Below are 21,727 nucleotides of genomic sequence, written 5' to 3' on the forward strand. Positions count from 1 at the left end.
GCCGCTCTCCGATCAGGCAGCTGCAGGGCCGGGTTCGGTCAAGGCATCCCGCGCGAAGCGGCCGTAACGCAATGCCAGCGTCGGCAGCACGATCAGGTTCAGCGCCGTGGAGGTGATGAGCCCGCCCAGGATCACGATCGCCATCGGCCCCTCGATCTCATTGCCGGCCGCGCCGCTCGTCACTGCAAGCGGCAGCAGGGCCAGCGCGGTCACGAGCGCGGTCATCAGGATCGGCACGAGCCGCTCCGCCGCGCCGCGCACGGCCGTGTCAGCGTTCCACGGCAGTTTATCCACATGAACAAGGTGCTCGTAGTGGCTGATCAGCATGATCGAGTTGCGCAATGAAATGCCAAACAGCGTGACAAAGCCCACCATGCTGCCAAGCGACAGGTTTGCGCCCGCGAGCACCACGCCCAGCACCCCACCCACGAGCGCAAAAGGCAGGTTGACCAAGACCAATAGCACGCCGCGGCTGTTCCTGAGTGCAAGGAAAAGCAGCAGCGCGATGCCGATGAGCGACATCGCGCCGTACACCAGCAGGTCATGCTGCGACTGCGCGCGCGCCTCGCTTTCGCCGGCGAATACTGCGTAAGTCCCCGGGGGCATGTTGATCTCATGGTTCACACGTGCCTTGGCTTCCCTAACGAAGTCGCTGACCGGGCGGCTCCCGAGACCGACCGACACTGTCTGCATGCGCCGTCCGCCATCGCGGGTGATCTGATAGCGGCCAGAGATCTGGCGAATGGACGCAAGATCGTGCAGCGGCACGGCAAGCCCGTCCGGGTTGCGCAGCATCAACGCGCCGACGCCATTGAGCGTAGCGCGTTCGCGAGGCGAGAGCACCGCCACGACGTCGTACGTGCGGCTACCCTGATAGATCTGTGAAACGGTGGCGCCCTGATAGGCGGACTGGATCGCATCGAGCACTTCCACTGGCCTGAAACCCCAACGGTTCAACTGGTCGAGCTTGAGCCTGACATCGAGTTCGGGAATGCCGGGGGGCGATTCCACCCGCACGCTTGCGGCGCCACGGATTGATCCAAGCACGTGGGCGATCTCCTGCGCCTTGCGATCAATCACATCGAGGTTGTCGCCGAATACGTTGACGACGACCGGCGCGGTCACGCCTGAAATGGTCTCGTCGATGCGCTCGACCAGAAACGTGTTCACAGAGGTGGTGAGCCCGGGGAAACGCGCGAGCGCCTGCTGGATGCGATACAGCGCCCAGCTCTGAGCGGACGCGCTCATCGGCTTGAGATCGACCTCGAACTCGGAGAGCTGAACACCGACCGGGTCAACGACCTCGTTGGCGCGGCCCGCCCGCTGCGCGACAAGCCGCACGCCGGGCACCTGCATGAGGGCGTGGGAAACCTGCGTGCCAATGCGCATCGACTCCGCGAGTGACGTGCCGGGAGCCAGGCCCATGTGCACGATGTAATGTCCCTCGCGCAACTCAGGAATGAAGTTGCCGCTCATGAACGGCACCGACACCAGTGCCGCCACGCACGTCAGTGTGACGACGATGACTACTGTCTTCACCCGTTGCTCGACTTTCAGCAACAGTGCGACGTAGCGAGCCTTCAGGCGGGCGATCATCCGTGGTTCGTGTTCCGGCAACGGGCCGCGCACGAGCAGGGCGAGTGCCATCGCGGGGGTAAGCGTCAGCGCCACGCAAAGCGAAGCGAGCACGGCGAGGATATAGGCGACGCCGAGTGGCGCAAACAGCTTGCCAGCGACGCCCGAAAGCGTCAGCACGGGCAGAAAGATCAGCATCACGATGAAGGTGGCGAACACCACGGCGCTGCGGACTTCGAGCGACGCGCGCAGCACCACGCGAAACGCGGGCAGCGGCTTGGGCAGGCTGCGGTTTTCCCGTAGCCTGCGGTAGATGTTCTCGACATCGATGATCGAGTCGTCGACCACCTCGCCGAGTGCGATGGCAAGGCCGCCGAGCGTCATCGTGTTCAGGCTCACGCCCAGCGACGTCAGCACGATGATCGCAACGAGCAGCGAAAGCGGTATCGCCACAGCTGAGATGACGGCAGTGCGTGCGTTCAGCAGAAACAGGAACAGCACGACAATGACCAGCACCGCGCCGACGATCAACGCCATACGCAGGTGACTGACCGACGCATCGATAAAGTTGGCCGGGCGGAACACGTCTGCATTGACATCGACACCCTGTTTTTCGAGCACCGGCTGCAGGCTCGATAGTGTTTTCTCGATGCCCTTCGTGACGGCGAGCGTGTTGGTGCCGTACTGACTCTCCAGGACCAGCATCACGCCAGGCTGACCCATGATCGAGGCCGCGCCCACAGCGGGGGCGGGCGCCCACGTCACCGTCGCGACATCGCCGAGTCGAACGGCGGCGCCGTTGCTCCAGCGCAGCACGATAGCGGCAAGCTTGTCGGGTGTCGTGACCTGGCCGTCCGCGTTGATGGCGATGCGCTGGTTGTCGTTCTCGATAAACCCCGCGCCGCGCACCCCGGTGGATACGCGCGCCGCAGCCAACACGTCCTGCATCGTGAGGCCATAGCGCAATAGCTTTCCGGGATCGACCTGGATCTGGAGCTGACGGGTTTGTCCGCCGAAGACGATGGCGTCCGCCACGCCGGGCACGCTGAGCAACTGCGGTCTGATCGTCCACTGCGCGATGTCGTACAGCTCCAGCAGGGAATGCTTCTGCGAGGTCAGGCCGATCGTGCGCACGACACTGGTCGTGGTGGTGAGCGGCAGCAGCTTCGGCGGTAAGACGCCAGCCGGCAGGCTTGCCGCCAGCGCGCTCACCCGCTCGGATACCAACTGGCGGATCTGCATCACGTTCGCATGTTCATCGAAGACCAGCGTGATGGCAGACAGGCCCTGCATCGACTTGGAGCGCATCGATTGCAGCCCGACCATGCCGCCCAGGGCGTTCTCGACAGGCTGTGTCACGAGTGTCTCGACTTGCTCGCTGGTGAGGCCCGGCGCTTCGGCCTGGACGATACTCATCGGCGGAGCGAACTCGGGAAACACATCGAGCTTCGCGCGGGTGAGCGAGTAAAGACCGTAGCCGGCCGTGATGAGGGCCAGCGCATAGATCACGCCGCGAAAGCGCAGCGAGAACCGGATGATTGCGTTGAGCATGAGCGGTCTGTTGGATTCGTTTCTACCGGGCGAAACAACGGGTCAGTCATCGCATTCGGGCGGATCCTTGCAGGCCGTCGCGATCCCTTGAGGCTTCAGTTCCTCGGAAAGCAGCAACTGGGCGCCTTGCGTGACGACGCGGTCCCCGGTATGAAAGCCGGAATACACGAGAAAGCCCTGATCGCCCTCGTCGCCGGCGGAGACATAGCGGCGCGTGAAATGATCGGGTGCCGTCTGCACGTAAGCCCACGGCTGTCCGCCGTACCAAACGACGGCCGACTCGGGAACGACGAGCCTCTGTGAGGCCGGCGCCGGCATTGGCACATGCGCGCTGGTGCGGGTGCCGACAGGCAACGCTCGATCCGCTGCGTAAAACCAGGGACTGCCTTGTATCGACGGATCGGCCAGCGGCGACGCCGACAGCTTCGTCGCGGTGACATGCTCGCCGTCGGGAGCGTCCACCGTGATGCGCGCTGGCGCGTTACTCTGGAGCCCCGCGGGCAGCGTCACACGCAACACCGCCGTGCGGCCGGACAGCAACCGTTGAAACAGGTCGGATGTTGGCGCGATCGACGCTCGAGCGAGCGCATCACCGAACTGCTGGCGCAGCGTGGCTTCCAGCCCGCCGACTGCCGCGGTGGCCGATTGCAGCTTCGCCTGATCCGCCTGCATCCCTGCTCGCGCGTCCTGAAGGCTCTTCTGTGAGACGTTGCGATCATCCTCGTACAGCACATTGCTGCGCTCATACTGCGTATGGGAATTACCGGCCTGAGCGGTGAGCGTATCGAGATCGGCGCGTGCGGCGGCCAGCCGGTTATGCAGATCGAAGAGCGGTTGAAGATCGACGACCGTCGCCCAGGCGTTGGCGTCAGGCTGCTTGGTAACGAGGGCGAGCGGGGCAACCTCGATGTGGCTTGCTTGCTGGATCGCCTGGCTGACGGCTACCACTGTTTCGCCATTGACCGTCTGAACACCTGCCTGGGGCGCTGCTTGTGCGGTCGTGATTGTGGACGTTGGTTTGGGGTAAAGGTTTTGATAGATGTACCAGCACGCGCCGGCGGCCAGCGCGAGCGTGATGGCACAAAAGAAGAGCAGCCGGTATCTCATCGCCGTGGCTCCTGTTGGGTCAGTGATTCGTTCGCTGCCTCGGGCTCAAGGGGGCGCTGCATGGCATCCTCGAGCACACCGGCCGCCTTTTGGGCAGCGACGACGGCATCCAGGTGCGTCATTTCGTTTGCCTCGAAGTCGGCCTTGGCCTGCGTGAGCGTCAGACGATCGATGTTGCCGGCGGCGAAACCTGCCAGCTGACTGTCCAGCTGACGCCGTGCGGTGGTGAGATGGCGTGCAGAGAGCTGCACGGCGTCAACGCTCGCCCGATAGTGGGCGAGGGCACGATCCAAATCACCGAGAATCGAATCCTGCAAGGCCGCCGTGCGTGCCGCGGCTTCGTTGCGCTTCGCCTCGGCCTGCGCGATGTTCCCCTGGTTCTGGTCGAAGATGGGAAGCGTGATGCCCGCAAGTCCGAAGCCGATTTTGTGCGTACCGGTGTCGTATGTATAGCCGGGTCCGAGATGGATATCGGGATACTGTTTGGCCACTTCGAGCTGAAGCGCCGACTCGGCCGCCGCGTATTCGGCCAGCGAGGCAAGCAGATCAGCACGATGGAAAATAGCGTCGCGTTGCGCGTCAGCGGCAGGCGGCGCTGACGGTGCCGTACCGAACTCGTCGAGGCTGAACTGGGCGCCGTCGAGCGCGGCCACCGGCACACCGATCGCCGACGCCAGTTGCGCAAGCGCATCCTGCTGCGCGCTTTGGGCCGCAGCCAGATCAGCCCGCGCCTGTGTTGATGCGAGAACGGCCGCGTCGACGTCCGGTCCTGAGTTTTCGCCGACTGATCGGCGCTTGCTGACCATCCGAACGACCTGCTGCAGTGCTTCTGCCTTGCGCGACAGATCTACACCGCGCTCGCGCGCGGCGTACAGGGCGAGTAGCGCATCCCGAACTTGTCCGCGAACTCTCCATGCTTCGTTGCCTATTGAAAGGCGTGCGGCGTCCGACAGATGCGACGCCTGATCGACACGGTAGCCGCGCTTGCCCGCCGTCTCGATTGGAATATCAAGGGCAGGGCCCCAGATGAAGGGCGCGCCCGGACCAGGATTGGGCGTGGCGAACTGGAACGGCAACTGAAGGACCGGGTTCGGCATCGCGTCGGCAACCTGAATGCCGGCTTTCGCGGTGCCCCATTGAGCGCGTGCGACATCGAGCGCGGGACTGTAGTACCACGCTGCGAGTGTCAGCGTCCGTTCGTCCCATCGGGCGATCGGCCATGGCTGGACGTCGTGACCGAGTGCCTTCGTGAGAAACGCGCGCAAGTCCTCGCTCGCGAGTGAGCGCTGCTCAAACTGTTGGGCCAGTTGATCAGGCGCGATCGGCCGTGCGTGGTAGGACGCACAACCGGTGAGTAAGGTAAGGACAATCAGTATCGCGCGGCGCATTCCGGCATCCAAGGGTCTCCCGGCCGCCGGGGCGGACCGCTCATGACCCGGATGCTACGCACCCAGTTGTGAAATTTTCGTCAACAAGGTGGCTCTCAGTCCTACGCGGCGCTCGCGGGTTCCGCCAGGGGCAGGCTCAGCGACACGCGCGTGCCCTGATGCTGCTCGCTTTCGATCCGGATCGCCCATCCATGCCGGTCGCAGATCTTCTTGACGATCGACAGGCCAATACCGAATCCCTGCCTTTCGGACGGCGTTCGCGAGGCCTGATAAAGTCTGTCGAAAACGTGCGGCAGCGCATGCTCAGGAATGCCCGAGCCGGTGTCTTCGATGTGCAGCCGCCCGTGCGCGTAGGAAAAGCGCACACAGCCACGATCGGTGTACCGCAGCGCATTGTCGGTCAGATTTGACAGGACGATCGCCAAAGCGGAGCCGTTCGCTTTGACTCGAACCCTGCTATCGACGTCAATCACCGTCTGCACGCCGCTGGCGGCAAAGCGCTTCACAAATGGCGCGAGCGTGGTCCTGATCAAGCGCGTGAGATCGACCGGCTCGACGCCCTGAGCAGAATCGTCGCGGGCAAGCATGAGGAGCGCGTTGACGAGTTCGTGCATGCTGTCCGCCGCGCAGTTGATCTGGGCAAGCCGGGCGCGCGACTTGCCGCTGATTCCCGGATCCTGTTCCAGCAGTTCGCAGCTGGTCTTGATCGCCGTGAGCGGCGTGCGCAGTTCGTGGCTCACGTCGCCGGTGAACTCTTTCTCCCGCGCGATCATTTCCGCCATGCGCCGATGATAGTCGTTGAAGGCCTCGACCAGCCCGATGAGCTCGGCTTCGTCATATCTGCCTGGATTGATCAAAGCCGTGCTTTCGTGCCGCAGCGCCTTGACCTGGCGGGCAAGGCCCGCGACCTGCCGCACCAGCAGTCCCGCGACGCCGTACGAAAGCCAGACCGTCAGCAGCGCAAAGAGGCCCGTGCCAGCCATCAGCACGTTGATCATCTCCTTGAAATGCTTTTCGTAGGCGCTGAAGTCGTAGACACGATAGAAGCGCGCCCCTCCGATCGCGGCGATGGCAACGTGAATCTCCCGACCGCCGACGATGATCTCATGCGTTCCGGCTGGCATCATGGCGACGCGAGATGGCAGCGCCTGCGATGACTTGTCCGCTGCCGACACGTAGCCGCCGAGGCGCTGGTCGAAGGGCGGCAACAGTGACGGATTTGCCTGGTAGCTTCGCAGCACGCTGACCATATCATCGTGGATCAACGCGGCAATGAGCCTTTCCTCTTGCGCTTCGGCAAGTACCCTGACGCCCAGCGCCTGGGCGATGAGCAGGACGATCGTCAGCGCCGAGAAAACCAGCGCGACCTTGAGGCGCAGGCTACTTCGCATCGGTGTCGCGGGCGACGAGCCGGTAACCGAGCCCGTGGACGGTTTCGATCAACTCTGCCTCGCCTCGTTGCGTCAGCGCCTTGCGCAGCGTGTAGATGTGCGCGCGCAACGTGTCGCTGTCAGGCTGCTCGTCGCCCCAGACCTCTGATTCAAGCTCGGCCCGGCCGAATACCCGGCCCGGCGCTTGCATCATGATTCGCAGCAGCTGCAGGCATTTCGGCTGCAGCTTGATGAGTCGGCCCGCACGCTCGACCCCAAGCGATGTCAGATCGAGTCGGACATCCGCAACCCGTAGTTCTTGGGCGGCGACTTCGCCTCTGTAGCGTTTGATCAGCGCACCGAGCCGGGCGCCCACTTCTCGCAAGGAAAACGGCTTGACCAGGTAGTCGTCGGCCCCATGCATGAAGCCGGCGAGCCTGTCGTCGAGCGCGTCCCTGGCCGTGAGCATCAACACGGGCGTATCGCGATGCGCTTCTTCGCGCAGCTTTCGGCACAGCGTGAGGCCGTCCATGCACGGAAGCGACAAATCGAGCAGGATGGCATCCCACGAAACGGCGACCGCCATCTCCAGACCAGCCTGACCGTTGGAGGCGTAGTCGACCACGTACCCGTTCGCTTCAAGATAGTCGTACAGGTTCGCGGCAATTGACGCATCGTCCTCGACAACAAGCACTTTCATCAGCTTTTGGTCACCGGTTATTTTCTAGCAGGCCGTTGAAATATCCGTCGTTGGCGCGCTAAGGCGCGTTGCGACGGATGCTGAACTCGCATTTCTGAATCGCACAAAAGCCTTTGTGAGCGTTCGAGGCTGCTCGTGAGTTCACGAAACCGACCCTATCGATGCTTCCTGCCGTTCAAGCGGCAAGTGTTCGCATACGCGTCAGGTTGTAGCCAACCTGGGTCAGCACGAAGAGCTGGTCTACGCGTTCAAGTCCCCGACACATCGCTTGTCGAATTCGCCCGACCGTCTTGCCCCATCCAAACACCTGCTCAATCCGTTTACGTTTTTGCTGGCTCACCGCGTAGCTTGGCCAACGTGTAGTTCGCTCATCAATCGCTGAGCCTCCTGAGCGCCCTTCGTTTTGCGCCACATGAGGCGTGACGCGATTCGAGCGACAACTGGCTACGAAGCCGGCGGTGTCATAGTTCTTATCCGCACCGACCGTGATGCCGCTCGGTGCGACACTCGCAGCATCGGCAAGCATCTGCGCCGCGCAGTCTCGCTCGGCGGTGCCGGTCGCCAGCGTCACCTGCGCGTTGACAACCAGTCCGTGTCGGTTATCGGTCAATACATGGCCCATATAACAGAGCATCGCTCCCGTTCCCTTGCTCTTGCGAAACAGGCGCGCCTGCTCGTCCGTCGTGGACTGGTGCGTTTCGTTACTGCGTTTTTGCCCATGCCAATTGTCATTCGGTGCGGGCGGTTCGTCTGGAGGCGCATCGTCGCCGCTCGGACTCGCCTTGGGCACGAAGCTCTTATGCCCGGCCCACGCCTGAATCAAAGTGCCATCGACGCTGAAATGCTCGCCAGAGAGATAGCCTCGCTCGCGGGCCGTCTCGACCGTCTCGTTGAAGAGCAACACCAGTACATCGTGTTCGAGCAAGCGGTCGCGATTCTTGCTGAACGTCGAATGGTCCCACACCGTTCCGTCCATCGGCAGACCGACGAACCAGCGGAACAACATGTTGTAAGAAATCTGTTCCATTAACATCCGTTCGCTGCGAATTGAGTACAACACCTGCAGCAACAGCGCCCGAACTAACTTCTCCGGTGCAATGCTTGGTCGGCCACCTCTCGCGTCTGCCTCGTACATTCGCGCGAACACATCATCCATGCGCTTGAGCGAGTCATTGAGCCATGTACGAATCGGACGCAACGGATGGTCCTTCGGCACGAAATCATCAAGCTTCAACACCGTGAACATCGACTCGGTAAAACTATCGCTGCCGCGCATCCGTTCCATCTCGCTCTCGTGAATGACATCAGATTCAACGTTCACCCTTTTATTCAGGATGACCGTTCGACGAGGTATTTCAACGACCTGCTAGTTCGATTTTGACAGCGACGTTAATTTTTAGCCTGGTTTGGATGTTGTGGTTCTGCATGAGACGGAGTGTGCTAAGCCACATTCGTACCGCGTCTCTCTCACCAGTTTCAAAAGGCGTTGTCTGCGCCGCTGCCTCGGCGCAGGGAAGGTAAGATCCGCGGAAGGACGTTTTTTGACTTCAAAGCCCAGTGCGTTAGTGCTCCTAGTACGTGCAATCCGACCAATGCAGCCAAGCCATATGCTGCTAACGAGTGAAGTTCCCCCAGCCACTTCGATAAATCACGGCTCTGTTGGACAATGATCGGTAGAGAAAAAAAGCCGAAAAAGCGCGCGGCGTGGCCGGCGGCATTAGTCTTCATCCAACCAAGCAACGGAATAGCCACCATCAACACATAAAGCACATGATGGACCGCTTTTTCGGCAAAGCGAGCGGCTGTACCAACAGCGTTGATCGACCGTGGCAGCATATGTCGCGCCCTGAGCCGGTTTGCAAGGCGGACGGCCGCAAGTCCAAGTATGAGAATACCAATTGACTTGTGAAGCGCAATTAGATTTTCATGGTCGTCTAACATCAGGCCGATAAACAAATTGCCAATAAGTGCTACCGCCACTAGCCAATGCAGAAGAATGACCGACAGAGGATATCGCGTAACCTTTTTCATCATAAGTTACCTCTTCGCATGGGAGACTTATGCGAATCAGCTAAGCAATTTGTGGTAGCGCTTCTTCGTACCGTTGATTTGGAGCAGTGCTCGCTTTGCGTCGCTCATATTGTTCGCCTGGATCGCCTTCTCGACCTGTGCCAGTTCCTCCCGCAGGGCCTGCATGCCTTCGTCGTACGTGCGCTGATCATCGTGATAGGACTCGCGGCTCGCCTGCCGCGCGTCGCCTTCGAACCTCGTCACATAGCCCCGCAGTTCAGGCATTGTGGTACTCGCCAGTGCGCCCTGCATCGCGCGCTTCATGTCCTTCATCAGCGTCTTGATTTCGCCAGCGTGCGCTTGTGGCGCGGCGGCAAGAAGTGAGGCACACAGCAGCGCGCAGAGGTTCATGTAAAGCCGGGGTTTTGCCATGGCGTTCGATCCAGTAACAATAGTAAGTCTGACGGCTTTCAAAACCGCAGGCTAGTAGAGCGTCAGCACTGGCCTGCAATCGTAAAGAAAGGTGTGACCGTCGGAATGCGTGCTCGTGAGGAGGCAGTCGCTCCCGCCAAGAGAAAATCATCTATAGGGTTGTTTCTTTCAAGTTTGTTTCAAGACCTGGACGCGAATGCCTGAACGAATTGGTCTCGCTCGAGCCCGGAATGTGCCACGAAGCGAGTGCGCAAACCCGTTGATCCAAAAAGAGCCCGGCGGATGCCGGGCATAAAGGACAGCCGTGCCGTTTTAATGTCACGACTGCCGCGTGGCTTGACGAAACATACCGTTCACTATCCATCCGCCTTGTTTCTTGCCTTCACCTACCTTGTGCCGCGCCACCCGTCGTCGCCGACCGTGGAATTTGCAAGAGTCGATTTAGTTGTCGCAACGCCCACGATCCCATCGGGACGGTACCCGATTACAGATGTCCACGAGTGGGCTCAACCGTCGCCATACTGCAGGCCGATAGTTAACGAAAGCTTAAGCGAAGCCATGCCGCTAAAACCAGTTGCGCGCTACTTCCGCCGTGGACTTGGTCTCGGATGTCAGCGCGTATGGGCTCTGGCTGGAGAATCCGACCGCCACGCTGCAAAGTCGGTTGCGCAAGTTTCCTGGACCGACGGACAGCCGTAGGTGAAGCGAGCCCGGCGGCGATGTTAACTGTTCTCACGCAAGCGCGGCTCATCGCTTCTTTCTGCAACGCACACATGCGGAATGCGCGCGACTGGGAAGCAGACGCGTACGGTCAGGCCACGACCTTCGAGGCCATGTGCCAGAGTGATCGAGGCATGATGCTGTTCCGCGATGCGGCGGACAATCGAGAGACCCAGGCCGCTACCTGTTGCTGCGTGGCCGTTCCCGCGGTAGAACCGCTCCCATACGCGCGTATGGTCCACCTCTGGAATGCCGGGCCCAGTGTCGCGTACCTCCAGCACCGGCCGACCCTCGTGACCGTAGACTTCTACGTCGACTCGCGAGCCAGCTCCTCCATACCGAATCGCGTTGTCGACGAGGTTGTTCAACAGAATACGCAAGTTTTCTGCGTTTCCGCTGACCGTCAATTTTTTACCTTCTGCGAGACCGAGGTCGACATTGTTGGATTCTGCGAATTTGGATCGCTCGCTTACAACGGAGCGAGCAAGAGCAGTGAGGTCGAATTGGCAGGTCTCAGCGAGCTGCGAGTCCGGCGCGAGCCTTGCCAGTGTCAGAAGCTGCTCAGACAAACGCGAGAGGCGAGTGGCACCCATTCTGAGTTGGGCAGTGATTTCCTCTCGCTCGGCGACGCTTGATGCCCGCTCCAACAACTCAGCTTGCAGTCCAAGACCCATGATGGGCGTTCGAAGTTCATGTGCGGCATCAGCAATGAAGTGTTTTTGCGCGGTGAATGCGTGATCGAGCCGAAGAAGAAGATCGTTGAGCGCATCGACAAGCGGTTTCACTTCACCGGGCATTGCCGCGGTGTCGATTGGCTGCATATTGTTCGCGTCGCGCCGTTTGAGATTTGCTGCGATCTCGCGCAGAGGCCGCAAACCGTAGCCAATCCCGAACCAAAGGAAGAGGGCGAGCAGCGGTATCAGCGACAGCACGGGCCAAAAGAGATGCATCGCGATTTCGGCGACTGCTTCCCAGCGGGCCTTCCTCAACTGCGCAACACGCACCAACACGTCACCTTCTCGCGTAACGAACGAATGCCATAGTTGCCCACCCACCATGATATCGGCGAGGCCGGCGCCGGCCGGCGGCGGCAAACTCGAATCGGGATCGCTGCTGAAAATCGGTGTAGAGCCGCGCCAGACCTGAAGCAGCACACCGTGCGATTGTTCGCCAGACATCCGGTCATCGTCGCTTCGCTGCAGACCGGTCAATGACACGTGATTGTCCTCATCGACCACCACATGCCGGCCGATCACCTTCAACTGGTCACTGAGGACTTCATCGAGTTCATACAATGCCCCCCAATAGGTAGCAGCACTTGCCAACAGGCCCGCTAAAAGGGTTGCGGGAAGCAGCCAGAGCACCAGTCGTCTGCGAAGGGATTTCACGCGATCTCCCCAATTTGATAGCCGACCCCTCGCACGTTCCGGATCGCTTGTGCACCCAGCTTACGTCGGAGGTTGTGTACATGAACTTGGATCGCGTTGCTCTCAATCTCCTCGTTCCAGCCGTACAGGCGCTCCTCGAGTTGCTCTCGAGTAACGACAACGCTGGGATTTCGCATCAACTCATGAAGCAGAGCAAACTCTCGCGCCGTCACACCCACTTCCACACCACGTAAAAGGACGCAGTGACGGGCCGGATCGAGTTCGATCACCCCCGCTTGCAGTGTCGTCTGTGCCCGGCCTGCGTGTCGACGGTTCAACACGCGGATGCGAGCGAGTAGCTCCTCGAGCGCGAACGGCTTGACCATATAGTCATCGGCTCCTCCGTCCAAACCGCCAACACGATCTGCGATGCCGTCGCGGGCTGTAATAATTATCACAGCGGTCGCGTCGTTGCGGGCCCGCAGTCTCTGAAGAAGTGTCAGACCATCTTGCTTCGGCAGTCCCAGATCGAGCAAAACCAGGCCGTACGAGGTGGTGCGCAGGGCGATGGAACCCGCTTCCCCGTCCTGTACCCAGTCGACGGCCATTCCTTCCCGCCGTAACCCGTACTGCAACCCGCTGCCAATTAGAACATCGTCTTCGACCAGCAGTACCCGCATATCCGATTCCTTAAAAGCCCGGAGTCAGTGGTGACTGTACAGGGACTTCCAGTTACTAGCTGGCCGCGCACCGCCCGATTGTGACAAGCCGCTCGGCGTACCACCCACGTCTCGACTAGCAATGTTTGGCGATTGCGCTTGCGCCCCAATACGCGCCTCCGCCGCTTGAATGTCGGCCGGATATTTCACTTTGTTGGGTTTATACCCAGCTCGCTCCAGTTGAATCAACTCGTTGCGTACTTGTGCACGGGAAACAGGGGTGTTCGATGCCTGTGCAAACGTTAGAGCCGGTGCGCTCAGCACCAGCGCCAGCGCCAAAACCTTGAATGTCGTGTTCATGTTCGATTCTCTCCAGTCAGGTGGACGTACAGCTGCGAGCGTTAGCGCGGGCAGCCCGTATTCCGCAGCTTGAGGGCGAAGAGTTAAGACATCGTTAACGCGGCGAATGTTGAGAGTTTTGTGCCCATGACCCACGTGTCACAACGCTTTCTGAGGAATGAAGCGCAACCCGTTGTTCCAACTGCAGACCATGGCGCGTTTCTGCCGACCGACCTCTGAAGTCCGATAGGAGACGCCAAGGGCAAGAATCGATCGTCGCGGTGGTGCTGGGACTGCCCAACGACAAACAACGCGACGTTGTTGGCGTAGCGGAGGTCAGCCCTCGAATCCCTCATCAAACTCACCGTACACTGACTAGGTAATTACCTGAGTCTTAGGCGACACTTAGCGCTGGAAACCTTCACGCCGCGATTTCAAGCAGCGGTTACTGCTGCTGGACGGTGTCCCACCTGCCGGATCGCGATCCAGCCTCCTTGACTGCTTAACCAAACCTTAAGTATGGCTTGTTAGCTTTTCTCCATCAGTTGCGAACATCCATGTTTGCAACTGGAATCTCTAGGAGAACCTGATCATGAAACTGCTTCTCACATCTATTATCGTCGCCACACTGGCCTCCCCGATTGCGTCGATTGCGCAAACAGCCCAGCCACAGCTGAGCCGCGCACAGGTGCGCGCTGACCTCCGACAGATCGAGCAGGCCGGGTACAACCCCGCCCGCCGCGACGATGTCAGCTATCCAGCGGACATTCAAGCAGCCGAAATGCGCGTTGCAGCGCGAGACGGCTTGGATGGCGGTAGATCGAGCATGGGAGGCGCTCCGACTTCCACTTCCGAATCGGGTCACGCTACCGCGAATCACGGTCGGAATTCGCTCTTCAGTCACCATTGATCCGAGCGAAGTCGTTCGTGGGGGGAAGCTTGAGAAAGAGCAGCGGAAACACTGTCGTCCGCGTGGCGTCCGCCGTCACGACAACGTAGCCACACGGCGCAGGTCCGACGGCGGTTCTCTGGAAACCCCAGAAAGTTTGCACGGCGAGACGAGGCCGCCGCCATTGGTGGAGACCGAAGCCCTCGTGCACGTCGGACAGTCATCCGTTGGATAGTCATCGAATGACGCCCTCGATGCAAGGGAGGCAATCCTTAAATCTCCGCGGCCCAGGATTGAGCGGATTGTTGACCTGCCTCGCTGTGCACACCAACGATTCGCACGGGAGAGTTGTTGAAGTGCTCAGCTCGCATCGAGCGTTAGCCGGCGATCGCTCGTGTCTATTTGACGGGGCTCTTCGCTGGTACATCAGGAGCTGGCAATGAGAAGCTCGTTGACATTTACGTTGGCGTTGCTGCTTGCGGTGGCGGGCGCGTCGAGGCTTAAAGCGCAGGAGATTCAAGGAAAGACACGGCAGCAGGTCATAGAGGAGACCAGACAGGCGTGGGTAGACGGATGGCTTCCCTATAACCGACACGACTATCCGTTTAGCGCAGCAACGATTGAACGAAATAAGGAGCGGTATCAGAGGCTTCACCCTGGTGTCAGAGCGAAAAGCCCTTGGCTTGGCCATGGATGAGCAAAGCGATCCAAGCGCGGCAACATTGTGGTCCGAGGTCGGCCTGCCTCTGCGAGATACGGGGGGGCGCACCGATCATCTCTGGTTTAGAGAGCACGGATAGCGACTCAGCGCCGCAAACGGGCCTATCGCTGCCTTACCAGGGAGCATGGATGCGAATGTGCGCGTCGTCGGTCGTCAAGCCCGCCCCTCTGGTGTATATCCGATTTAACGGGTGGCGGGTGCACCGACGTGCGCCCACGTCGGCTCTGGGTATCCCGCGTTTTGTTGATCTCGCGCAACTCGTGGCACGTGCGACACACTTATTCTGGTGTGCGGACTCGTCGGCAAAAGAGAACACGGGGCGCGACAACTCGGAAACGGTGAACGGCGAGCGCACCAAAGTGCGCCAGGGTTCAGCAAATTGGCGATCAGGAAAACCAATGTTCAAACGAATAATGGTTGGGATCGATGGAAGCCAGGCCGCCATCGGGGCACTCGCCGAGGCAATCCGCCTTGGGGAGAGCGAAAGCGCTACTGTTCGTGCTGTCAGTGTCGTCGAACCCGAGGCCGACACGATCACCCCGTTCTCCGGCTTCGGTCACCCAGTGCCGGTTGCTCGATCACTTCGGGACGCGGCGCAGGCTGGGCTCGCGCCATGACGGAGATCAATTCAGAAAATTTTCGCGTTCGCGAGGCCGACGAGGTCGATCTTGACAAGTGGCCGACGCGCGTCAAGCCCGCCTATAAATCGAAGGATGAATATCGCGCGATGCTGGGAGACCACACAGGAAGGCTTGTCAAACTTCAAGACTTGCTCTACGCGGACAAGCGTTATGCGGTGCTATTCATCTTTCAGGCGATGGACGCTGCAGGAAAGGATGGGGCGATCAAACACGTCATGTCGGGCGTCAACCCTCAGGGTTGCCAGGTGTTCAGCTTCAAACATCCAAGCACGGAGGAACTCCAGCACGATTTCCTTTGGCGCACCACTCGCGACCTCCCCGAGCGCGGCCGTATCGGTATCTTCAACCGGTCGTACTACGAGGAGGTTCTGATCCTGCGGGTGCATCCTGAAATTCTGCAAGGCGAAAGACTATCGACCGGCTGCGGCCGGGGCGAGGCGCTCTGGATGGGCAGGTACCGGTCCATCAAGGATCTCGAAGATCATCTGTATCGGAATGACACGCGTATCGTGAAATTCTTCCTGCACCTCTCGAAGGAGGAACAGCGCAGGCGCTTCCTCGCTCGCATTGACGAGCCGAACAAGAACTGGAAATTCAGCACGGCGGACATTGAGGAGAGGAAGTTCTGGGGGCAGTACATGGATGCGTATGAAAGGTGCATGAGTGCGACGAGCACGGACTCCGCCCCATGGTACATCGTGCCCGCGGATGACAAGGAGGACGCGCGGCTTATCGTGTCGCAAATCATTCTCGATACGCTGGACACCTTGAAATTGCAGTACCCGGCGACGACTGAGGCGCGACGTAAGGAGCTGTTGGAGATTCGCGAACAGCTCGCTCAAGAGAATGACACTTCACGAGATCTGTCAGTTCGGACTGCCTGACTGTCGCTTAGGAACATGACTAGCCTAATCGAACGAAGGCGATACTCGGGAGCGTCGCCATCCAAGGAACACACCTGAAGATAAGTCTCCTCCGTTTGACGCATGAGACGCCGGACTCGCGCCACGCGATGCTTTAGCGAACTTACGGTCAACAAGCCTCGGCTTTCCTATCTGGGACATTGACTTTCGATGGCAACCGCCGCTCATAGTCACACCGGGTTTGGACAAGTACCACCAGCGCTTCAGACCACCGATCATTCGATGGGTCTCGGTTCGGCGGAGGTGCAGCGTCGCCTTCAGCAGTTCGGCGCTAACGCTATCGAGGATGCTCGCACGCCACTATGGCAGCAGTTCCTCGGCAAGCTCTGGGGACCCGTGCCCTGGATGCTCGAAGCGGTGATCGCGCTTCAGATTCTGCTCCGGCGCGACCAGGAGGCGTTTGTCATTTTATTTCTGCTCGCGTTCAACGCGATTGTCACCTTCTTGCAGGAGCGTCGCGCGCAGAATGCTCTGACCCTGTTGCGCCACCAACTGCAGGTCAGCGCGCGCGTGCTGCGCGACGCAGGGTGGAGGCGCTTGGCGGCCGCGCAGCTGGTGCCCGGCGACGTAGTACACGTGCGAGCAGGTGATCTTGTTCCGGCCGATCTCGTGCTATTCGACGGAGCAGTCGTACTCGACCAATCGGCGCTGACCGGAGAATCCCTCGCCGTCGATGCAGGCCCCGGGCAACCTGCGTACGCCGGTTCCGTTGTGCGCCAGGGCGAAGCCAGCGGCGAGGTCACCGCCACCGGATCACGCACCTACTTCGGACGGACCGCGGAGCTGGTCCGCACGTCCAGCGCGCCCAGCCATATGCAGCGAACGATTTTTTCGATCGTCAAGCGTTTGGTCGGGTTCGATCTTGTGCTTATCGCGTTCGTCGTCTTCTATGCCGCGACGCATGATCTCCCGATGGCCGATACCGTGGTGTACACGTTGTTGCTACTTGTCGCATCGGTTCCTGTTGCGTTGCCGGCGACTTATACGCTAGCCACGGCCGTCGCCAGTACTCGCTTGGCGAAACAAGGTGTGCTGGTTACCCGGCTTCCCGCGGTAGAGGAAGCGGCAGCGATGGACACCTTGCTCTCGGACAAGACTGGCACGCTGACACAGAACGTCCTGTCGGTCACAGAGGTGAAAGCGCTGGCCGCCGTCGACGACGCCGAAGTCTTACGCGCTGCGGCGCTGGCGAGCGATGAGGCCTCTCAGGATCCGTTGGACCTGGCAATTCTCGCCGCTTACAAAGCTGGTGAGCCGACCGAGCCCCTGCCCAAACGCATCAGCTTTCGGCCGTTCGATCCGGCGACGCGCTCAAGCGAAGGAGTCTATGCAGTTGACGGCGACGAGTGGCGCGTGTTGAAGGGCGCGGCTAGCGCGGTATTCGCCCAATGCGGAACCGACGCAGCCCAACGCGAAACCGCGCAGGCAGCACAGCAGGTGCTTGCAGAGGGCGGTGCGCGCGTGCTGGCGATCGCGGCCGGCCCGGCAGGGGCCATTCGGCTTCTCGGTTTGCTCAGTCTGGCCGATCCGCCACGGGTCGACGCAGCAAGACTGATTGCGAAACTCGGCCAACTCGGTGTGCGCGTGATTATGGCAACCGGCGACGCCCTGGAGACGGCACGAGCCATCGGAAAGCAACTCGGTGTCGGGACGCGCGTCTGTGTGGCCTGTAGCGGCGACCTAAGTCAACCAGAGCACTGCGATATCTTCGCCCGAGTACTGCCCCAAGACAAGCATGCAATCGTACGGGCTTTGCAACAGGCTGAACATGTCACGGGCATGACGGGCGATGGTGTCAATGACGCGCCGGCGCTTCGGCAGGCCGAACTTGGTATAGCCGTCGCCAGCGCGACGGACGTAGCGAAGGCTGCAGCCGGCATAGTCCTGACGGATCCAGGTTTATCTGGCATCCTTACCGTTATCACCATGGGGCGCGATGTGCACCGTCGCATGCTGACTTACATTCTTAACAAAATCGTGAAGACGCTTGAGATTGTCGTGTTTCTCACGCTCGGTCTTTGGCTGACCGGCGGCTTCGTGATCTCGGCGCGTTTGATCGTGCTGCTGCTGTTTGCCAACGACTTTGTGACGATGAGCATCGCGGTTGACCGGGTGCGGCCGGCGAGCCACCCTCAGCGCTGGCAAGTCGGACAGCTCGTCGGAGCTGCTGCTCTGCTCGCTGCGGTCTCGCTTGTTTTCTCGCTATCGTTGTACGGCCTCGCACGCACCCAGTTAGGTCTGACCTCGACGCAGATGCAAACTGCGGTGTTCCTGATGCTGGTATTCACGACCCAGGCCAACGTTTATGTACTGCGCAACGATGGCCGGTTATGGACATTGGCCCCGGGATTTGCCATGGCATCTGCCAGCGTTGCAGACGTGATGCTCATTAGTGTAATGGCCGTGACTGGGACGCTGATGACGCCGATTCCGATCGAACTGGTCATCGTCATGGTCGGCGTCGTTGCGCTCTTCGCGCTTGTTCTCGACCAAGTCAAGCGGATCGTGTTTCAACGCTTCTCGCTCACTTGATCAATGACTGTAAGCGCAGGTCTTGCGTTCAGACATTGCGTGCTGCTCCGAGGGTAACGGAGTTCGGCCTAAGGGGACTAGTATGGCCGCTCGCTAAGGCCGCACAAGGGTGAGGGTGCCTCTGTCGCGACCGGGTAATAACAAATGATTCAAATTGGGGTGATCGTCAGGAAACCGACACGCCGAGGAGACGTCCGACACCAAATGTAAAAGCCGCCGCTGCAAGACCAATGACGATCTGACGAACTGCGGAGAAACCTGCGCTTCTTCCGTTGAATAGCGACGTAAAGACCCCGATCGCTGCAAGCGCAAGGACGCTCAACCCGATGCATTGCACAATCGCGAATTGACCAGAAGACCATAGGAATGGCATCGCAGGAAAGACCGCCCCGACGGCGAAAAGACAAAATGACACTCCTGCCGCGGACCATGGATTCCCGCCTAGCTCGGCTGGATCGAGGCCAAGCTCTTCGCGCGTGAGGGCATCGAGCGCTTTGTCCTTATCTCTCATGATTTGTGACGCGACGCGACTTGCTTCTTCGCTGTCGAGCCCCTTCGCCCGATAGATCAAGCGAAGCTCATGCTCTTCTGCTTCAGGCGTGTGCTCCAATTCGTCGGCTTCTTTTTGGATCTGTGTCTTCGCCAGCTCCCGGGCATTGGTGACCGATAGCCATTCACCCAGCGCCATGGAGCAGGCGCCGGCAATGATACCGGCAAGTGCCGTCAGGAGAATCGCCTTGTTTTGGGTACCTGCGCCCGCAACACCCATAATCAGGCAGAAGTTCGACACCAACCCATCGTTGGCACCGAGCACAGCAGCGCGAAGATCGTTGCCAGAGGATACGCCCCTGTGCCACGACTCGGCATTGGCGATTTCGGCGCCTTTTGTCGCGGCAGGCTTGCCATCGTTCGCCATTGCCTGAACGACGCTGGCGTGGTGGTGCTCGTCTGCTGACATCTTAGCCGTGTCAGGATTGCCGGCATATTTGTTCCGATCTGCGAATTCAGCGGCAGCGAGCGACGGGAGGACAAAGCGTGGGCCGAACGCGCGGACCAGCGCCTTCATCAGTCCCGTCTTAATGCTTGGGCCTGTGCGAACACGTTGATGGTTAGCTCGAAGCTTATCTGCCCACACTTGAGCGTGCTGCCGCTCCGATGAGGCCAATTCCGCGAATGTCCGCTTTCGGTCCGCCTCCTTTTCGACGCGGGCGAGAGTCTCGTAGATCGCTGCGCTGTGCAACTCATCAGCTAAGTTTGCGCGATAGCGTCGTAGTTCGTTTTTCGATGCCATAGAGGCTATGCCATGGGATAGACGTAAGACTTTAACCCGGAAGTGCTTCAATGCGCCGGCAAGACCCTTGGTGCGCCTATAACCAAGAATGGCAATGGTTCGTATTTGCGGACGTCCTTGTCGAGAAAGATGCGATCCACGCATCGATTCCGGCTAGACGCTATGGGTTTCTTAAGAATCGCCGACTACAATCACGGCACTGGTTGCTCGAGAAGCCCCCCTCTCGGTGGCGAAGCTCTCACATACAAGGTCCGTCTTGAAGCGAGATCTCGTCCGCATCGTTCGTGCGCATACAAAGCCGCAGCGCTAGCAGCGATGCTGATGCAACTTACTGAACTCGCCACTATTCAATGTTTTGGGATTCCGGAGAGGATCTTTGAGCCGCCCCGATTTAGGCTGGCGGTTGCTGCGGCGATGGTCGCATTCGTTGGCGCGTCGCGGCTTGTCAGCTATCTCGCGTACACGAGTATCAACTGTATCGTCAACGTCGATGCCCGAAACGATTCACCTGACAGCCGAGGCGCGGTAATGCGATTCTTGAGCCAAATGCATCGTGACTTTACAGGCTCAGCGCCGGCGGCTCCAATTGACCCTGACGCCAGATCCTAACCAATTTGTCCTTTCCGATCGAGCTTATGCAGCGCAACCAGCTATCCAACGCTACCGACACCGTCACTCGAATTGCAGCGGGCGATGACCGTACGACGTACGATTACACTTCAATCTTCCTCCACTGGTTAACAGTCGGTTTGGTCCTCGCGCAATTTGGGCTGGCGCAGATCTGGGAATATCGTTCCGCGGCCAACCCGGCATCTCATGATCGTGGCGCACATGTCGCTGGGCATTCTCTTGTCGGCGGTGATTGTGCTGCGGATCGTTTGGCGTCTATCGCCAGGACACGAGACGCCGCCCGCCACAGCCGGTTGGACAGAGCGTGCGGCCCAGGCGATTCACTATCTGCTCTATGGTCTGTTGGTTTCAGAGGCGGTGCTTGGTTTTGTTCTCCGTTGGTCGGGAAACGAGTCCATAAGCTTCTTCGGACTGCTGCTCCCACCACCGTTTGCACCTTTCAGTAAGTCAGTTCATCACGACATCGGGGAGGCACACGAATTCATCGCATGGACGATCATTGTGATGTCCGCCTTCCACGCGGCCGCCCGCTTTGTTTCATCACTTCATCGTGCGAGATTCTGTGCTGATCCGTAAGCGGCTCGCGTGGGCCGTTCTCGACGTTACGCGGGCAATTCGCCAAAGTCGGCGTTCGTGGGCAGGATCTGTGATCTACCAGGCAATCAGGAGGTTGAGGCAGGAGGGCCGCCCTTGTCGCGAAGCTTTGGGGCCACATTCCAGGGCAGTAGCTCTTCGATGCGGTTGACTTTGTGATCGGCGATATGGGTCAACACGTATTCGAGATAGGTACGCGGATTGATACCGTTGAGCTTGCAACTGCCGATCAGACCATACATCGCGGCGGCCCTCTCGCCACCGCTGTCAGAACCGGCGAACATGAAG

General features: G+C 59.9%; 19 protein-coding genes. 6 read left to right on the top strand and 13 right to left on the bottom strand.

Features of this window, described 5'->3' with window-relative positions; genetic code table 11:
• Positions 1 to 12: 12 nt before the first annotated feature.
• The 11 genes from BG60_RS29815 to BG60_RS37315 form a co-directional block, all read right to left on the bottom strand.
• On the bottom strand, positions 13 to 3,126 hold the full coding sequence (locus tag BG60_RS29815) for an efflux RND transporter permease subunit (protein ID WP_033536598.1): 3,114 nt from the start codon (positions 3,124 to 3,126) through the stop codon (positions 13 to 15).
• 42 nt (positions 3,127 to 3,168) lie between these two features.
• Positions 3,169 to 4,233, bottom strand: a complete 1,065-nt coding sequence (locus BG60_RS29820) for an efflux RND transporter periplasmic adaptor subunit (RefSeq protein WP_008345308.1) — start codon at positions 4,231 to 4,233, stop codon at positions 3,169 to 3,171.
• Entirely contained in the window at positions 4,230 to 5,621 is a 1,392-nt protein-coding gene (locus tag BG60_RS29825; protein ID WP_034473695.1) for a TolC family protein, read from the bottom strand. Before BG60_RS29825 ends, BG60_RS29820 begins: the two co-directional genes overlap by 4 nt.
• A gap of 101 nt (positions 5,622 to 5,722) precedes the next feature.
• Complete coding sequence (locus tag BG60_RS29830; RefSeq protein WP_008344694.1) at positions 5,723 to 7,012, bottom strand: sensor histidine kinase; 1,290 nt, start codon at positions 7,010 to 7,012, stop codon at positions 5,723 to 5,725.
• Positions 7,002 to 7,691 (bottom strand): response regulator transcription factor, encoded by a 690-nt coding sequence (locus tag BG60_RS29835; RefSeq protein WP_008344692.1) that lies wholly within the window; start codon positions 7,689 to 7,691, stop codon positions 7,002 to 7,004. Before BG60_RS29835 ends, BG60_RS29830 begins: the two co-directional genes overlap by 11 nt.
• Positions 7,692 to 7,866: 175 nt before the next feature.
• Entirely contained in the window at positions 7,867 to 8,967 is a 1,101-nt protein-coding gene (locus BG60_RS29840; RefSeq protein WP_033537294.1) for an IS5 family transposase, read from the bottom strand.
• A gap of 200 nt (positions 8,968 to 9,167) precedes the next feature.
• Entirely contained in the window at positions 9,168 to 9,725 is a 558-nt protein-coding gene (locus BG60_RS29845) for a cytochrome b (protein ID WP_008344689.1), read from the bottom strand.
• A 33-nt stretch (positions 9,726 to 9,758) separates the two neighbouring features.
• Positions 9,759 to 10,133 (bottom strand): cytochrome b562, encoded by a 375-nt coding sequence (locus BG60_RS29850; protein WP_008344686.1) that lies wholly within the window; start codon positions 10,131 to 10,133, stop codon positions 9,759 to 9,761.
• Between the two features lie 722 nt (positions 10,134 to 10,855).
• Complete coding sequence (locus BG60_RS29855) at positions 10,856 to 12,241, bottom strand: ATP-binding protein (RefSeq protein WP_051078923.1); 1,386 nt, start codon at positions 12,239 to 12,241, stop codon at positions 10,856 to 10,858.
• Complete coding sequence (locus BG60_RS29860) at positions 12,238 to 12,900, bottom strand: response regulator (RefSeq protein ID WP_008344683.1); 663 nt, start codon at positions 12,898 to 12,900, stop codon at positions 12,238 to 12,240. The genes BG60_RS29855 and BG60_RS29860 overlap by 4 nt, the downstream gene beginning before the upstream one ends.
• Positions 12,901 to 12,924: 24 nt before the next feature.
• Positions 12,925 to 13,239: a DUF4148 domain-containing protein gene (locus BG60_RS37315; RefSeq protein WP_008344682.1), complete on the bottom strand. Its 315-nt coding sequence runs from the start codon at positions 13,237 to 13,239 to the stop codon at positions 12,925 to 12,927.
• Between the two features lie 571 nt (positions 13,240 to 13,810).
• Here BG60_RS37315 and BG60_RS37320 point away from each other — a divergent pair.
• From BG60_RS37320 to BG60_RS29880, 5 genes are all read left to right on the top strand, one after another.
• A complete protein-coding gene (locus tag BG60_RS37320) occupies positions 13,811 to 14,128 on the top strand; it encodes a DUF4148 domain-containing protein (RefSeq protein WP_008344681.1) in 318 nt (105 codons plus the stop codon).
• A gap of 418 nt (positions 14,129 to 14,546) precedes the next feature.
• Positions 14,547 to 14,804 carry a DUF4148 domain-containing protein gene (locus tag BG60_RS37325; RefSeq protein WP_075583577.1) on the top strand — a complete coding sequence of 86 codons (258 nt, stop codon included), beginning with the start codon at positions 14,547 to 14,549 and terminating at the stop codon, positions 14,802 to 14,804.
• Between the two features lie 158 nt (positions 14,805 to 14,962).
• The gene (locus tag BG60_RS37950) at positions 14,963 to 15,445 is read left to right on the top strand and encodes a universal stress protein (RefSeq protein WP_160172918.1); all 483 of its coding nucleotides are present in this window, start codon (positions 14,963 to 14,965) and stop codon (positions 15,443 to 15,445) included.
• Positions 15,442 to 16,353 (top strand): ADP-polyphosphate phosphotransferase, encoded by a 912-nt coding sequence (locus tag BG60_RS29875; protein WP_008344677.1) that lies wholly within the window; start codon positions 15,442 to 15,444, stop codon positions 16,351 to 16,353. Before BG60_RS37950 ends, BG60_RS29875 begins: the two co-directional genes overlap by 4 nt.
• Before the next feature lie 189 nt (positions 16,354 to 16,542).
• On the top strand, positions 16,543 to 18,924 hold the full coding sequence (locus BG60_RS29880) for a plasma-membrane proton-efflux P-type ATPase (RefSeq protein WP_075583578.1): 2,382 nt from the start codon (positions 16,543 to 16,545) through the stop codon (positions 18,922 to 18,924).
• 166 nt (positions 18,925 to 19,090) lie between these two features.
• On the opposite strand, the gene BG60_RS29885 is transcribed toward BG60_RS29880, so the two are convergent.
• Positions 19,091 to 20,215 carry a VIT1/CCC1 transporter family protein gene (locus tag BG60_RS29885; RefSeq protein ID WP_008344675.1) on the bottom strand — a complete coding sequence of 375 codons (1,125 nt, stop codon included), beginning with the start codon at positions 20,213 to 20,215 and terminating at the stop codon, positions 19,091 to 19,093.
• A gap of 831 nt (positions 20,216 to 21,046) precedes the next feature.
• Here BG60_RS29885 and BG60_RS39725 point away from each other — a divergent pair.
• Complete coding sequence (locus BG60_RS39725; RefSeq protein ID WP_338152091.1) at positions 21,047 to 21,421, top strand: cytochrome b; 375 nt, start codon at positions 21,047 to 21,049, stop codon at positions 21,419 to 21,421.
• A gap of 86 nt (positions 21,422 to 21,507) precedes the next feature.
• Here BG60_RS39725 and BG60_RS36440 read toward each other — a convergent pair.
• Positions 21,508 to 21,727: transposase domain-containing protein (locus tag BG60_RS36440; protein WP_160172919.1), on the bottom strand; the 220-nt coding region annotated here is incomplete at its 5' end.

The sequence above is a fragment of the Caballeronia zhejiangensis genome (genome assembly GCF_000698575.1).
Lineage (GTDB): Bacteria > Pseudomonadota > Gammaproteobacteria > Burkholderiales > Burkholderiaceae > Caballeronia > Caballeronia zhejiangensis.